The sequence below is a fragment of the Streptomyces sp. NBC_00158 genome, assembly GCF_045160885.1.
Taxonomy (GTDB): domain Bacteria; phylum Actinomycetota; class Actinomycetes; order Streptomycetales; family Streptomycetaceae; genus Streptomyces.
The window spans coordinates 227,471-242,192 of sequence record NZ_CP108162.1; the positions used below are offsets into that span (position 1 = coordinate 227,471).

Consider the following 14,722-nt stretch of genomic DNA (forward strand, 5'->3'; position numbering starts at 1 on the left):
GCGCCTCAAAGGTTCCCGTCAGCTCGCGGCCCCGGCGGACCAGGTGACGGCCGGTGGGCGGACGGCGGCGCACAGGGGTCTGCCGTGGGCGTCGGTCAGGGCGAGGCGGGCGGTCAGCAGGCCGGTGTCCGCCGCGGCGTCGGCCGTCGAGGGGTCGACGGCGTCGAGCATGAGCTTCGCCCGGCGGAACACCGTACGGACGCCGCTGCCGTCGACGCCGCTCCACGCGAGGTAGACGAACCGCTGTCCGGGGCGGCCCTGGACGAAGGTGCCCGTCACGTCGACGCCCCCGGCGCCCCGGCGCGCGGTGCAGTCCAGCGTCCAGAGCGCCGAGCCGGCGTCGCCGGGGTGCGGGGCCAGGGGTTGCGCGTCGCGTTCGCGCGGCTGGACGGCGACGTGGACGTCGTCGTAGCCGGGGAAGCCGGGGCCGGGCGGGCAGCTGCGGCCCGGTAGGCCGAATCCCTCGATCCGGATCTGCATGGGGCCACTCTGCCGGCCGGATCCGCCCGCCGGGGCCGGGCCCCGCCTCAGCCGGCGCGGGTGAGCCGCACCTCGGGCGCCGGTCCGTTCGTACGGGCTCGGGCCGCGGGGAGGGTGAGGCCGTGGACGGCCGCGGCGAGGGCCCAGAGGAGGAGGGGGAACGCGGCCACGCGCTCCATGCCGCCCATGCCGAGGCCCGCGTAGTGGTGTGAGAGGAAGGCACCGAGGGCCGTGAGGGCCACGAGGCCCAGCAGGGTGGTGGCGCGGCGGAGCAGCGGCGGAACCCGGTCCGCCAGGGCGGAGCCGGCCAGGACGAGGCCGAGGTTGCCCACCGCCATGATGAGCAGGGCGCCCAGGACGTGCGGGTTCTCGTTGACGTCCGCGGGAGCCAGCCCCGCCAGTACGAAGCCCACGCCGGCGCCGGCCAGCAGGATCCGGGCGGTGACGGCCGCCGCGCCCCTGCGCCACAGGGCCGCGCCGGTCAGGGCGAGGCCCACGAGGAGGAGTACCCCCAGGGTGATGAACGCGGTGTTCATCAGGCCGTGTTCGGGCGAGCAGACGTACCGCGGTTCGGGCTCCGGTTGCAGCGCGCAGTGGGCGTTGCCCAGATCGCTGATGTTGTTCCGCGCCCAGCTGTACGGGCTCGCCCAGGCCGACTGGGCGAGCCCGTGGATCACGAAGAACTGCACCACACCCACGAGCCAGGCCAAGTAGCCGATCCGCTCCTTCATTTGTCCGCCTTCCGTCGCGCGAGTCCCTTGGATTCCTTGGGGACAGACGATCACGCGGCGACGGGGGCGGACACGCCGACGAACCCCCTGGGCCGGGGTGGGGCAGGCCCTACCCCGGGGCAGGCCCTACCCCGCTCGGTCCAGGACCGCCGTGACCGCGGCCACGAGCCGGTCCCCCGCGCGGTCGACGCTGCCGTTCTGCGCGCTGATCTGGGCGCCTTCCAGGAGGAAGGTGATCTCCGCGGAGGCGTCGTCGGGCGCGTGCGCACCGGCCAGTTCGCACATGGCCGTGAGGCGGCTCCGCTGGCGGGCCTTGTGGTCCGCGATCAGCTTGCGGGCCGGATGGCCGGGGTCGAGCAGGCCTGCGACGGAGTTCACGAACGGGCAGCCCCGCCGGACGATGTCCGGCAGCCCGTCGGCGACGAAGCGCGCCACGGCGAGCACCTGCGCCCGGCCGTCGCCGGGGTGTTCGGCCTCGACCCGGTCGAAGGCGGCCGCGTACCCGGCGGCGACGATCCTCAGCCACTCCTCGATCAGGGCGTCCTTGGTGGCGAAGTGGCGGTAGAGCGCCATCTTCGTGGTGTTCGCCCGCTCGGCGATGGCCTGGACCCCGACGGCTGGTGACCCTGGGTCGTACGGCCACGCCCGAGTTCGCGTACAGCACCACCACCGAGCCGGTCCTCCACGGCCCCACCCGCAACCCCTGGGACCTCACCCGGACCCCGGGCGGCTCCAGCGGCGGGTCCGCCGCGGCCGTCGCCGCCGGGATCACCCCCCTCGCGCACGCCACCGACGCGGCCGGCTCGATACGGGTACCGGCCGCCGCCACCGGGCTGTTCGGGCTCAAGCCCACGCGCGGCCGGGTCTCCCTGGGGCCGGACGCCGACGAGGTCTTCAACGGCCTGGCGGTGCACGGCGCGCTCAGCCGCACCGTGCGGGACAGCGCCGCCCTGCTCGACCTGATCCAGGGCCCGGAGGCCGGCGACCCGTACTCCGCGCAGCGCCCCCGCCGCCCGTACGGCGAGGAGATCACCAGGGAACCCGGCCGGCTGCGCGTCGGACTGGTCACCACCCCCTGGAACGGGCGCGCCGTGGAACCGGCGGTGCTCAAGGCCGTCTTGGCGGCCGCCCGGCTGCTGGAATCGCTCGGCCACCACGTCGACGTGACCACCGTGGACCTCGGCGTGAGCTGGGAGGCGTTCGTCCTCGCCAACGCCCGCCTGTGGACCACGAACCTGGTGACCTGGATCGACGGCCTCGCCGGGACGTCCGGCCGCCCCGTGGACGCGTCCACCGTCGAGCCCGAGATGCTGGCGAGCTACGCGTGGGGACGTGAGGTGAGCGGCACGGAGTTCGTGCACGCCCTCGACGTGCGCAACCGGGTCGCCCGCGCGGTCGGCGCCCACTTCGCGGCCCAGGACCTGGTGCTGACCCCCACCCTCCCCGAGCTGCCGGTCCCGCTGGGCACCTACGCCCGGGGCGCGGAGGGCGCCGACGGGCGGGGCTGGCTGGAGCACCTGTTCCACCGCTCGCCGTTCACCGCCGCCTTCAACGTCGCGGGCACGCCCGCGATGTCGGTGCCGCTCGCGTCCGACCCGGCCACCGGCATGCCGGTCGGCGTGCAGATCGCCGCGGGTTACGGCCGCGAGGACACGCTGTTCCGGCTCGCCGCGCAGCTGGAGCGGGCCGCGCCCTGGGCCGGGCGCAGGCCCGCCGTGTGGGCGGGGGCGCCCCGGGCGGCCTGACCCGCACGGTCAGCCCGGCCCGCCGTACTCCCGGCCGGCTCCCGCCGGGCCGGGGCGGGTCCCGGTCATGAGCGCCGTGTAGAGCAGCAGGGACGCGGTCAGGCCCACCGCCCAGCCGTAGTCGGCCAGCGGCTTCAGGAAGGGGATCAGGCCTTCTGCGGGGAACGGGCCCTTGCCGGGGGCCGAGTGGGAGCCTCCGACGGCGAGGACCCCGCCGACCGCGAAGGCGGCCAGGGCCCGGAGGTTCCAGCCGCCCGTGTACCAGTACGGGCCGCCCGCCCGGTAGAGGTCGGGCAGCGAGAGCCGGGTGCGGCGGATGATCCAGTAGTCCGCGATGAGCACGCCGGCGACGGTGCCGAGCAGCCCGCCGACCAGGCCGAGCCAGGTGAAGATGTACAGCTCGGGGGTGGAGGTCAGCTTCCACGGCATGATCAGCACGCCGACCACGCCGGTGATCAGCGCGCCCCGGCGGAAGTCGATCAGGCGGGGGGCCAGGTTGGCCAGGTCGTAGGCCGGGGAGACGACGTTGGCCGCGATGTTCACCGAGATCGTCGCGATCAGTACGGTGACCAGGGCGAACAGCAGCCCGAAGACGCTGTCGGCCTTGGCGACGAGCTCCACCGGGTCCCAGATCGGGGCGCCGTACACGGCCTCGGAGCCGGAGGTGACGAACACCGACAGCAGCGCGAAGAGCGTCATCGTCGTAGGGAGCCCAAGGGTCTGTCCCAGGATCTGGGAGCGCTGGCCGGCGCCGAAGCGCGTGAAGTCGGGGATGTTGAGGGAGAGGGTGGACCAGAAGGCGATCATGCCCATGAGGGAGGGGAAGAAGACCGGCCAGAAGTCCGCGCCCCAGCCGAGCCGGGACGGCTGGTCGAGCAGTTCGCCGAAGCCGCCCGCCTTCACCCCGATCCACACCAGCAGGACCAGCGCGCCGACGATGACGAAGGGCGCGGCCCAGTTCTCGAAGCGCCGCAGGGCCTCCATCCCCCGGTAGATGATGGCGAGTTCGAGGGCCCAGAAGACGACGAAGCAGAGCCACAGCGTCCACGGCTCGCCGCCGATCTCCGACGCCCCCGCCCAGCCTCCGAAGATCTTGCCGAGCAGGACGAAGATCCCCGACCCGCCGATCCAGGTCTGGATGCCGAACCAGCAGCAGGCCACGGCGGCCCGGACGAGCGCCGCCATGTTGGCTCCGCGCACCCCGAACGAGGCGCGGGCCAGCACGGGGAAGGGGATCCCGTACTTGGGGCCGGCGTGCCCGGTGAGGAGCATCGGGACGAGCACGACGAGGTTGGCGAGCGCGATGGTGAAGACGGCCTGCTTCCAGTCCATCCCGAGGGCCACCAGCCCGGAGGCGAGGAGCCATGAGGGGATGTTGTGGGCCATGCCGACCCACAGGGCCGTGAAGTTGTACGTGGTCCAGCGCCGGGCCTCCACCGGTACGGGGAGGAGGTCGGGGTTGGCGAAGCGGCCGTCGGAGGGGACTTCGCCGGGGGCGAGCTCGACGCGGTCGCCGGTCCCGGCGGTCGGGTGGTGTTCGGGCACGTACGCACGCCCCTTCGGGTCGGGAGGGGCCTCGGGCGGAGACCCCGGTCAGGACCGGACACCGGTACCTTCCCGTTCCATCGTGTCCCCCCGGGCGCTCCGGGGCGAGGGGCTGTTGGGGTCAAGCCCTCCGACGGGCCGGGAAGAAGAACCGGCGGAGCCGGCCGCCGCCGCGGCGCTCCTCGGCGGGCGGTGGCGGCCAGGGGCCGTGGGATTCGAGTTCGTCGGCCAGCCGGGCCAGGAAGCCCCTGAACTCGGCTTCGCCGAAGGGCTCCTGCCCTTCGTACGGGTCGAACGCGCTCGCCAGCGGCGCGTCCGTGGTCAGCACCGCCCGCAGCGCCGCCACCTGCTCGGCCATCGACCGGTCGCTGAGCGGTTCGGCCTGCATGGCCGTCGCGTACCGGCGCACCATCTCCTCGTCGAGCGCCGCGCCCGCGCCGCCCTCCCGGTACATCGCCTGGTACAGGATGCAATTGACCAGCCCGAACGCCCATGCCTGCACCGCGGCCACCGCCGGCTCCTCCCCCTGACGAACGGATGACGGACGTCACCGGAGGCCATCAAAGCAGCCGTCGTCCGTCCGCGGTGTCCCCTTCGGGGCGTGCTGACGCGCCGCTTAGGGGTGTTCGGCGACAGTGGGGACCGTCACGCCTTGAGGGGGGAGTGCCGATGTCGATCCGTGTCCCGGGCCGCGCCGGGGGCGGGCGGCCCGCGCCGCCGCGGCGTGCCGTCACCCGACTGCGCCTCACCTGCGTCTACGGCGGGGTCTTCATGCTGGCCGGGACGGCACTGCTCACCGTCGTCTTCCTGCTCGCGCGGCAGGCGGTGAACAGGGGGAACGCACCGGTCTTCGAGGTGCGTTCGGCGGACACGATCGTGCTGGCGCCCGCGGGCTGTCCGGCCCCGGTGGACGGCGCCCGTTCCCCCTGTCCGGCCGCCGACCGGCGGCAGCCCCGCGACCCGCTGGCGTCGCCCGCCCTGCTCGCCCTGGCCGCTCTCGGACCCCTGTCGATCGGGGCGGGCTACCTGACGGCGGGATACGCGCTGTCGCCGCTCCGGCGGATCGCCCACGGCGCGCGAACGGCCGCCGACCGCTAGTTCCCCCCTCCCCATCCCCCTCCCTGGCGAGACGGAGCGTCTTGTCATGGCGGAGGTGTTGGCGTACAGTCTGGCGAGACGATACGTCTCGTTGCGACTTTGTCGCGGACAAGGGGGTTGCCCGTGCGTGCTTCAGCTGCTGCCAGTCAGGTCGTGCTGGCCGAGGTCGGCAAGCGGTACGGAACCCGGACGGTGCTGGACCGGGTCGGTTTCTCGGTGCGGCCCGGGGAGCGGGTCGGGGTCGTCGGGGACAACGGGTCGGGGAAGTCGACGCTGCTGCGGCTCCTGGCCCGGCGGGAACGGGCCGACGCGGGCGAGGTCTGCGTACGGGCGCCCGGCGGGGTCGGGTACCTCGCCCAGACCCTCGACCTGCCGGCCGGGGCGCTGGTCGGCGACGCCGTGGACCGCGCGCTGGCCGGGCTGCGGGAACTGGAACGGCGGATCCGGGCGGCCGAGGAGCGGCTGCACCTGGCCGGCCCCGAGGAGGTGGAGGCGTACGGGCGGCTCGTCGCGGAGTACGAGGCGCGGGGCGGACGGGACGCCGACCGGCGGGTGGCCGCCATCCTGCGGCGGCTCGGCGAGCGGAACCCGATCGAGCGGGGGCGTGCGCTCGGGACGCTGTCCGGCGGGCAGCGCTCCCGGCTGGCGCTGGCCGCGGCACTGGCCGCCGAGCCGGAGCTGCTGCTGCTCGACGAGCCCACCAACGACCTGGACGACGAGGCCGTCGGATGGCTGGAGGAGCACCTGGTGCGGCGGACCGGCACGCTCGTGGCCGTCACCCACGACCGGATGTTCCTGGACCGGGTCACCACCGCGATCCTGGAAGTGGACCACGAACGGCTCACCGTGCAGCGGCACGGCAACGGCTACGCCGGCCACCTGGTGGCCCGTGCCGCGGCGCGCGCCCGGTGGGAGCGCGAGTACGAGGAGTGGGTAGAGGAGACTCGGCGCGTGGAGCGGCTCGCCGACGGCAACATCGGGCGGCTCGCCCAGATCCCGCGGAAGGCGCCCGCCGCGTTCAGCGGCGCCGGGGCCTTCCGCGCCCGGTCGCGGGCGCACGGGGCGATGAGCCGCATCCGCAACGCGCGGGAGCGGCTGGCCCGGCTGACGGAGCATCCGGTTCCGCCGCCGCCGCAGCCGCTGCGGTTCACCGGGCGGTTCGGGGCCGACCGGGTGGGGGCCGAGCGGTCGGGGGCTGACCGGGTGGGGGCCGACGGCGGCCCGGCGGCCACCGGGGTGGACGTCCGGGGGCTGGCCGTGCCGGGACGGCTCGGACCGGTGTCGTTCCGGCTGGAGCCGGGTGAGCGGATGCTGGTCACCGGTCCCAACGGGTCGGGGAAGTCGACCCTGCTCCAGGTGCTCGCGGGTCTCGTGCCTGCCGGGGACGGGAGCGTACGGGCGCCGGGGCGGGTCGGGCTGCTGCGGCAGGACGATCCCTGGTCCGGTGACGGCCGCTGCGCGGCGGGCGCGTTCGGGGAGGAGGCCGCGGAGGCCCTCGTACGGTTCGGGCTGCTGGGCGCGGCCGACGTCGGCAGGCCGCTCCGGGAGCTGTCCGCGGGGCAGCGGCGCAAGGCGGAACTGGGCAGGCTCGTCGCGGACGGGCCGTACGACCTGCTCCTCCTCGACGAGCCGACCAACCATCTGGCACCGGGGGTGGTGGAGGACCTGGAGGCGGCCCTGGCGCCGTACGCCGGGACCCTGATCGTGGTCAGCCACGACCGGCGGTTGCGCGCCGGGTTCTCCGGCAGGCGGCTGCCCCTGGGCACGGCGACGGCACCCGCGACGACGGCGCCCCGCCGCGTCCGCCCGGTGACCTCGGGGCCTGCGGGCCTCAGGGCCTGAGGTCACCGGACCTGCGGACCTCCGAGCCTGCTGGGCTCCGGGCCGCGGAGCCTCCGGACCGCCAGGCCTGCGGGCCTGCGGGCCTCTGGGCCGCCGGGCGCCAGGACGCCGGGGGCCAGGACGCCGGGCCTGCGGGCCTCCGGACCTGCGGACCTCGGAACCTGCGGGCTTCTCGGCCTCCGGGCACCAGACCGCCAGGCCGCCGGGCGCCAGGCCGCCGGGGGCCAGGACGCCGGGCCTGCGGGCCTCCGGACCTGCGGACCTCGGAACCTGCGGGCTTCTCGGCCTCCGGGCACCAGACCGCCAGGACGCCGGGCGCCAGGACGCCGGGCGCCAGGACGCCGGGCCTGCGGGCCTCCCGGACCTGCGGACCTCGGAACCTGCGGGCCGCCAGGCCACGGGCCCAGCCGGTCACAGCCAGCCGTTGCGCTGCGCCTGGAGGGCCATCTGGAAGCGGTTCTCGGCGCCCAGCCGGGCCATCAGGATCTGGAGCCTGCGGAAGAAGGTGCGGCGGCTGATGCCCAGTTCGCGGGCGATGACCTCGTCGCTCGCACCCCCGGCGAGGAGGCGGAGCAGGCGGCGGTCGGCCGGGGCCAGACCGGCCGGGCGGGTGGCGCGGCCGTGGAAGGGGAGGGCCTGTTGCCAGGTCTGCTCGAACAGCGCGAGGAGGGCGGACAGCAGGCCGCACGGCTGCACCACCAGCATCGTGTTGTGCACGTCCGCCTCCCTGATCGACAGGGACACCATCGCGTACGCCTCGTCGATGATCACCAGCTTGACCGGTACCGTCGGCGCCACCCGGGCCTGCTCGCCGGCCTCGATGCAGGGCTCGATGGCCGACTCCAGCTGGCCGGGCATCTCCAGCGACGCCCTCGAGTAGACGACCCGCTGCGTCACGCCCCGGGCGAGGGTCCCGAGCGCGTCGTCGAGGGCGCCGACGAGCGGGAAGTAGGGCGGCGAGTCGAGCTGGCGGATCTGCGCGCGGGCGCTGGTCCAGGCCTGGCGCATCCTCGGGCCGATGGCGTCGCCGGTCACGACCTCGACCAGGTCGTCGTTGTACGCGGCGAGCCGCTGGCGGCGGAACGACTCGAACGCCCCGCCCACCGCGATGCGCGACCCCTCCAGCTCGGCCGCCCGGTGCCGGGCGAGGATCTCCAGACCCGCGGCGGGAGGCACCGGCGCCACCACGTCGGCACCCCCGGCGGCGGCGCTGGCGAGCCCGGCGTCGACCAGTTCGCCGTAGGCGCCGGCGAACTCGGCCGCGTCCAGCCCGGCCGCCGCCCCGATCTCGGCGAGCGGGGCCGGGGCCAGCTCCAGGAGTGACAGGTACACGCGGCCCGCCGCGGGGCCGATCCCCAGCATCCGCAGGGCCTCGCCCAGTTTCGCGTTCGCCATGCACCGCATTATCGGCGACCGCACGAGGCCGTGGTGGCCGATCGGTGCCACTGGCACCACGGGCCCTCCGGGGCGGCCCGTCCCGCAGTACGTTCCGGGAGCCGCCGGTGCCCCGGAACGTACTGCGGGCCTCCTGCGGCCGGAAAGCCGAAACCCATCCTGAAGCGGGAAGAAGGAGAACGACGTGGCGAAGGGTCGCAAGAACGGTCTCTACTCGGGGGTCTCCGAGGAACTGTCCGCCCTGATGAGGACGGGCTGGGCGGACACCGAACAGCACGACCTCCCGCTCGACGAGCAGGCCCCGTACGCGGCCCGCCGCCGCGCCGCGCTCTCGGCGCGCTTTCCCGGCGAGCGGCTGGTCGTCCCGTCGGGCAGCCTCAAGGTCCGGTCGAACGACGACACCTACCCGTTCCGCCCGTACTCCGGCTACGTCCACATGACCGGGGACCGGGCCCGCGACTGCGCGCTCGTCCTCGAACCGCGCGCGGACGGCGGCCACGACGCCTACTGCTACCTGCTGCCGCGCGACGGCCGGGACACCGACGAGTTCTGGCTCGGCTACACCGCCGAGCTGTGGATGGGCCGGCGCCGCTCCCTCGCCGAGTCGGAGCGCGTGCTCGGGCTCGCGTGCCGCGACGTCCGCACCGCCGCCGCCGACCTGGCCGCCGCGCCCGACGTGCCCACCCGCATCGTCCGGGGCGTCGATCCGGCGCTGGAGGCCGCGGTCACCACCGACGCCGAGCGCGACGACGAGCTGGAGGAGGCGCTGAGCGGGCTCCGGATCGTCAAGGACGACTGGGAGGTCGGCGAGCTGCGCAAGGCGGTGGACTCCACCGTGCGCGGTTTCACCGACTGCGTCGGCGAGCTGTCGCGGGCGGTCGCGTCCTCCGAGCGGTGGATCGAGGGCACCTTCTTCCGCCGGGCCCGGCTGGAGGGCAACTCCGTGGGCTACGGCTCGATCTGCGCCGCGGGCGAGCACGCCACGATCATGCACTGGACCGACAACGACGGCCCGGTGCGCCCCGGCGACCTGCTCCTGCTGGACGCCGGCGTGGAGACGCACACCCTCTACACCGCCGACGTCACCCGCACCCTGCCGGTCAACGGCACGTTCACGCCGGTGCAGCGCAAGGTGTACGACGCCGTGTACGAGGCCCAGGAGGCGGGCTTCGCGGCGGTGAAGCCGGGGGCCGCGTACCGGGACTTCCACGTGGCGGCGCAGCGGTACATGGCGGAGAAGCTCGTGGAATGGGGCTTCATCGAGGGCCCGGCGGACCGCGCCTACGAGCTCGGCCTGCAGCGCCGCTTCACCATGGCCGGCACCGGCCACATGCTCGGACTGGACGTCCACGACTGCGCGGAGGCCCGCAACGAGGAGTACGTGGACGGCGTGCTGGAGCCGGGCATGGTGCTCACGGTGGAGCCGGGCCTGTACTTCCAGCCGGACGACCTCACGGTGCCCGAGGAGTGGCGCGGCATCGGCGTCCGGATCGAGGACGACCTGCTGGTGACGGAGGACGGCAGCGAGAACCTGTCGGCCGGGCTGCCGCGCTCGGCGGACGAGGTCGAGGCGTGGATGGCCCGCGTGGCGGGCTGACGGCCGCGAGGAGCCGGAATCGGACAGGGGCCGCCACCGGACGACGGGCGGGCGCACCCCGTGCGGCCCGGGACCTCCGGCCCCGGGCCGCACGGAACCGGCCCGTGCCCACCCCGGGCACGAGGTCGTTCGTTGTGGGCGCGGGCCCCTTCCCCTACCTCTGGTCCGCCTGCTGAGCCCCTCGCCCCGAGTCCCCGGGCCCGCTCAGGGCTCGGGGGCCGGGGTGCGGGGTCCGGTGCTCGGGCTTCAGGCCCGGGCCCCGGTGGCCGCCGGGGTGCGGTGGGCGATCCGTATCCGGGACCCGGCGAACTCCACCGTCTCGCCCGGGAGGATCAGCAGCCCGGCCTCGCCCTCGGGATCCGGCCCGTCCGGCCCCGACCCGGCCGGCCGGACCTGGACCGCCCGGCCCAGCCCGCCGGCCATGAACACCATCGGATCGACCTCCCAGCCGTGCCCGGCCAGCCAGCGCTCCAGCGCCTCGCCGTCCGCCGCCTCCGCCCAGCGCGGCCACGCGTACGTCGTCGTGCTCTCCATGCCTACCCCCTGTAGCTGATGGGACCACCGGCCCAGATGGTGCCACCCGCCTCTGACAACGGCTCCCCGGTTTTCGGGCCCGGCAGGGCGGGCCGAGTCGTCTCTCCTTGCGGCCAGAAGCGGACGTCCCGTTTCGTCCTGGGGATCGAAGCACCAGACCCCGCAGGTGCCTTGGAATCCGCGCATGGCGGGTGTGGGCGACACCACTCGAAGGTGGCGGCCGCCCGCGCGGTGGCGCGGGTTCGCGCCAACTCCCCCGTTCGAGGGTCGAGTTGAACCGGTCTGACCTATGTTCGTGGGGCTCTCAGAGGTTCACCGTCCAGGAGGTCCGATTGCAGCCCAGACGCATCCGCGCCCTTGTCCGAGCGTTACGCCGCTCCCCCCTGCTCATCGCCTTCGCCCTCGGCTCGCTGCTCGTCGGGCTCACCCCCTGGCTCGGGGTGGCCAGCACCGGCCCCCGGCCGGCGCCGGGACCCCTGGACCAGCAGGCGGCGAAGCAGTCGCCGCACCACGGCGTGGCCCCGGCGAACGCCATGGAGCCGAGCGCTCCGGTCCTTGACCGGACCGGTTGGACGGCGACGGCGAGCGACGAGGAGACCAGCGGCGAGAACGGCCGCGCGTCCAACGTCCTCGACGGCGACTCCGCCACCATCTGGCACAGCAAGTGGACGGGCACCCCCGCCCCGCTGCCGCACACCATCACCATCGACATGCACCGCACGGCGGTGGTCTCCGCGCTCGTCTACCAGCCCCGCGCGGGCGGGGCCAACGGGCGCGTCGGCGAGTACGGCATCAGCGTGAGCGCCGACGGCCAGAACTGGGGCAGCCCGGTCGCCACCGGCACGCTCGCCGACGACGCCAGTGCCAAGACACTCGGATTCGCCCCGCAGGGCGCCCGGTTCGTCCGGCTCACCGCCGCCACCGAGGCCGGCAACCGCGGCCCGTGGACCTCCGCCGCGGAACTCAACCTGCTCGGCGATCCCGGAACCCCCGCAGCCACCGTCGACCTGCCCCGCACCGGATGGACGGCGACGGCGAGCGACGAGGAGGCCAGCGGCGAGAACGGCCGCGCGTCCAACGTCCTCGACGGCGACTCCGCCACCATCTGGCACAGCAAGTGGTCCGGGACGCCGACCCCGCTGCCGCACAGCATCACCATCGACACGCACCGCACCACCGCCGTCTCCGCCCTGGTCTACCAGCCCCGCAACGACGGCCCCAACGGCCGCGCGGGCGCCTACACCGTCACCACCAGCACCGACGGCACCACCTTCGGCACACCCGTCGCCGCGGGCACCTGGCGCGACGACGACACCGTCAAGACCGCCACCTTCACCCGCACCGAGAACGCCCGCTACGTACGCCTGACCGTGACCGGCGAGGCCGGCAACCGCGGGCCCTGGACCTCGGCCGCCGAGATACGCCTGAGCGGACCGGCCGACCCGGCCGCCCACGGCTCCTGGGACCGGATCACCGGCTTCCCGCTGGTGCCGGTGGCCACCGCCGTCCTGCCCGGGGACAAGCTCCTCGCCTGGTCGGCGTACGCGGTCGACCGCTTCGGCGGCAGCAACGGCTACACCCAGACCGCGATCCTCGACCTGAAGACGGGCAAGGTCACCCAGCGCCGCGTCGACAACACCGGCCACGACATGTTCTGCCCGGGGATAGCCATGCTCGCCGACGGCCGGGTCCTGGTCACCGGCGGCAGCAACGCGGAGAAGGCGAGCGTCTACGACCCGGCCACCGACACCTGGTCCGCGACCACCGCCATGAACACCGCCCGCGGCTACCAGGCCATGACCCTGCTCTCCACCGGCGAGGCCTTCGTCCTCGGCGGGTCCTGGAGCGGGGCCACCGGCGACAAGGCCGGCGAGGTCTGGTCCCCGGACACCCGCACCTGGCGCAGGCTCCCCGGCGTCCCCGCCGCCCCGGCGCTGACGGCCGACCCGGCCGGCGCCTACCGCGCCGACAACCACATGTGGCTGCACGCCACCTCGGGCGGCAAGGTGCTCCAGCTGGGCCCGAGCAAGCAGATGAACTGGATCACGACCGGCGGGAACGGCAGCATCACCTCCGCCGGCAACCGGGCCGACAGCCAGGACGCCATGACCGGCAACGCCGTCGCGTACGACATCGGCAAGCTGCTCACCCTGGGCGGCTCGCCCGCGTACGAGAAGACGCCCGCCACCCGGCGCGCGTACACGGTGAGCGTCGACGGCGGCAGCGGTCAGGTGCAGGCCGCGCGCACGGGCGACATGGGTTACGCCCGCGCCTTCGGCAACAGCGTCGTCATGCCCGACGGCAAGGTCGCCGTGTTCGGCGGGCAGGCGTACCCGGTGCCGTTCAGCGACGCCACGTCCGTACTGACGCCCGAGCTGTGGGACCCGGCGACCGGTAGCTTCACCCCGCTCGCCTCCATGGCCGTACCGCGCAACTACCACAGCGTGGCGAACCTGCTGCCCGACGGGCGGATCTTCTCCGGCGGCGGCGGGCTGTGCGGCGACTGCGCCACCAACCACGCCGACGGGGCCGTGTTCACCCCGCCGTACCTCCTCAACGCGGACGGCTCGCCCAAGCCGCGTCCGGTCATCACCGGCGGGGTGCCGCCCCGGGCCGCCGCGGGCGCCTCGCTCACCGTCGCCGCCGAGGGGCAGGTGGCCTCCTTCGTGCTGATGCGGGCCGCGGCCGCGACCCACTCCACGGACAACGACCAGCGGCGGGTGCCGCTGGTGTCCACGGCCGCGGGGAACGGCACGTACACGGTGTCGGTCCCGGCCGACAAGGGCGTGGTCCTGCCGGGCACCTACATGCTCTTCGCCCTGGACGCCCAGGGGGTGCCGAGCACGGCCAAGTTCATCACCGTCTCCTGACGGGAGCACGGCGGCACGGCAGCACGGCGGTGCCCGCCCCGGCCGGGGCCAACCGGCCGGGGCGGGCACCGCCCGTCACCCCGACTTCGAACATTGCGCGGATCCGGGAACGCCTCGGCGTCGCGCCGGGCTACGGTGGCGCCCACCTCGCACCACCACCAACCGCCCTTTGAAGAAAGGCTGCTTGTGAGCACACGCGACGACGCCTCCCAGCAGGACCTCGCACAGCTGCTGGTCACGGCCCCGGAACTGCCCGCGGCGGGCCTCGGCGACTTCACCGAACTGGCATCGCCCTCCTCCGACGAGGACCCGCCGCCGATGACGGCCGCGACCCCGGAGCTCACGGCCGTGCTGAACCGGGCGTTCGGGGACAAGGCGGCGAGGGAGGTCAGGACCTCGTTCATGAACTCCGACTCCTCGATCGTCGTCGACGAGGGCGTCTCGGAGCGGGTCCCGGGGGCGGCCGCGGCCTGGATGGCCGACATGCGCCGGGTGTACGCCGAGTGCGCCTCGTGGACGATGAGCCTCGGTGACGAGGAGATCACCGTCCAGGTGGTGGACCCGGCCGCGGACCCGGGCGAACCCCTCAAGGTGGAGCAGAGGTTCGGTGACCGGGCCGACGAAGCCCTGATGCGCACGATGCTGGCCGGACCCGCCGGGCAGCGGGCGCAGATCACCACCCTCCTGGTGCGCCACGGCGACCGGGCCCTGGAGCTCACGTTCCGCAGCCTGGCGGGCGACCCGGACGGGCCCGAGGCGGCCCGCCTCGCCACCGGGACGTCGAAGTTCCTCGAACTGGCGCCGGCGAAGTTCCTGGGCCTGCCGCCCCGGTAGCGGTCGAAGGGGGGTGGGGCGGCCTTGGGGGCGGTCCTGGGGGCGGTCCGG

Annotated in this window: 11 protein-coding genes and 2 pseudogenes; 6 read left to right on the forward strand and 7 right to left on the reverse strand. The window is 74.6% G+C overall.

The window, feature by feature from the left end; translation table 11 throughout:
* Window positions 1-18 precede the first annotated feature (18 nt).
* From OG553_RS36300 to OG553_RS36310, 3 genes and pseudogenes are all read right to left on the reverse strand, one after another.
* On the reverse strand, window positions 19-480 hold the full coding sequence (locus OG553_RS36300; protein WP_331728199.1) for a DUF5990 family protein: 462 nt from the start codon (window positions 478-480) through the stop codon (window positions 19-21).
* A gap of 47 nt (window positions 481-527) precedes the next feature.
* The gene (locus tag OG553_RS36305) at window positions 528-1,211 is read right to left on the reverse strand and encodes a DUF998 domain-containing protein (protein ID WP_331728201.1); all 684 of its coding nucleotides are present in this window, start codon (window positions 1,209-1,211) and stop codon (window positions 528-530) included.
* 126 nt (window positions 1,212-1,337) lie between these two features.
* Window positions 1,338-1,838: pseudogene (locus OG553_RS36310) on the reverse strand (TetR/AcrR family transcriptional regulator); the annotation flags it as partial.
* On the opposite strand from OG553_RS36310, the pseudogene OG553_RS36315 reads away from it, so the two are divergent.
* Window positions 1,829-2,956: pseudogene (locus OG553_RS36315) on the forward strand (amidase); the annotation flags it as partial. The pseudogenes OG553_RS36310 and OG553_RS36315 sit on opposite strands and share 10 nt — an antisense overlap.
* Before the next feature lie 9 nt (window positions 2,957-2,965).
* On the opposite strand, the gene OG553_RS36320 reads toward OG553_RS36315, so the two are convergent.
* Together OG553_RS36320 and OG553_RS36325 are read right to left on the reverse strand one after the other, a co-directional pair.
* On the reverse strand, window positions 2,966-4,501 hold the full coding sequence (locus tag OG553_RS36320; protein ID WP_331728204.1) for an NCS1 family nucleobase:cation symporter-1: 1,536 nt from the start codon (window positions 4,499-4,501) through the stop codon (window positions 2,966-2,968).
* Window positions 4,502-4,622: 121 nt separating this feature from the next.
* Entirely contained in the window at window positions 4,623-5,012 is a 390-nt protein-coding gene (locus tag OG553_RS36325; protein WP_331728206.1) for a hypothetical protein, read from the reverse strand.
* 158 nt (window positions 5,013-5,170) lie between these two features.
* On the opposite strand from OG553_RS36325, the gene OG553_RS36330 reads away from it, so the two are divergent.
* Window positions 5,171-5,599 (forward strand): hypothetical protein, encoded by a 429-nt coding sequence (locus OG553_RS36330; RefSeq protein ID WP_331728209.1) that lies wholly within the window; start codon window positions 5,171-5,173, stop codon window positions 5,597-5,599.
* Between the two features lie 123 nt (window positions 5,600-5,722).
* On the forward strand, window positions 5,723-7,441 hold the full coding sequence (locus OG553_RS36335; protein ID WP_331728211.1) for an ATP-binding cassette domain-containing protein: 1,719 nt from the start codon (window positions 5,723-5,725) through the stop codon (window positions 7,439-7,441).
* A 411-nt stretch (window positions 7,442-7,852) separates the two neighbouring features.
* Here the strand turns inward: OG553_RS36335 and OG553_RS36340 are convergent, their stop codons facing one another.
* Window positions 7,853-8,836 (reverse strand): helix-turn-helix transcriptional regulator, encoded by a 984-nt coding sequence (locus OG553_RS36340; RefSeq protein ID WP_331728214.1) that lies wholly within the window; start codon window positions 8,834-8,836, stop codon window positions 7,853-7,855.
* A gap of 184 nt (window positions 8,837-9,020) precedes the next feature.
* Here OG553_RS36340 and OG553_RS36345 point away from each other — a divergent pair, with 184 nt between their 5' ends.
* Window positions 9,021-10,433 carry an aminopeptidase P family protein gene (locus OG553_RS36345; RefSeq protein ID WP_331728217.1) on the forward strand — a complete coding sequence of 471 codons (1,413 nt, stop codon included), beginning with the start codon at window positions 9,021-9,023 and terminating at the stop codon, window positions 10,431-10,433.
* 246 nt (window positions 10,434-10,679) lie between these two features.
* Here the strand turns inward: OG553_RS36345 and OG553_RS36350 are convergent, their stop codons facing one another.
* Entirely contained in the window at window positions 10,680-10,967 is a 288-nt protein-coding gene (locus tag OG553_RS36350) for a hypothetical protein (protein ID WP_331728220.1), read from the reverse strand.
* Between the two features lie 332 nt (window positions 10,968-11,299).
* On the opposite strand from OG553_RS36350, the gene OG553_RS36355 reads away from it, so the two are divergent.
* Both OG553_RS36355 and OG553_RS36360 read left to right on the forward strand, forming a co-directional pair.
* On the forward strand, window positions 11,300-13,837 hold the full coding sequence (locus tag OG553_RS36355) for a discoidin domain-containing protein (protein ID WP_331728223.1): 2,538 nt from the start codon (window positions 11,300-11,302) through the stop codon (window positions 13,835-13,837).
* Between the two features lie 186 nt (window positions 13,838-14,023).
* On the forward strand, window positions 14,024-14,671 hold the full coding sequence (locus OG553_RS36360) for a hypothetical protein (protein WP_331728226.1): 648 nt from the start codon (window positions 14,024-14,026) through the stop codon (window positions 14,669-14,671).
* Window positions 14,672-14,722 lie beyond the last annotated feature (51 nt).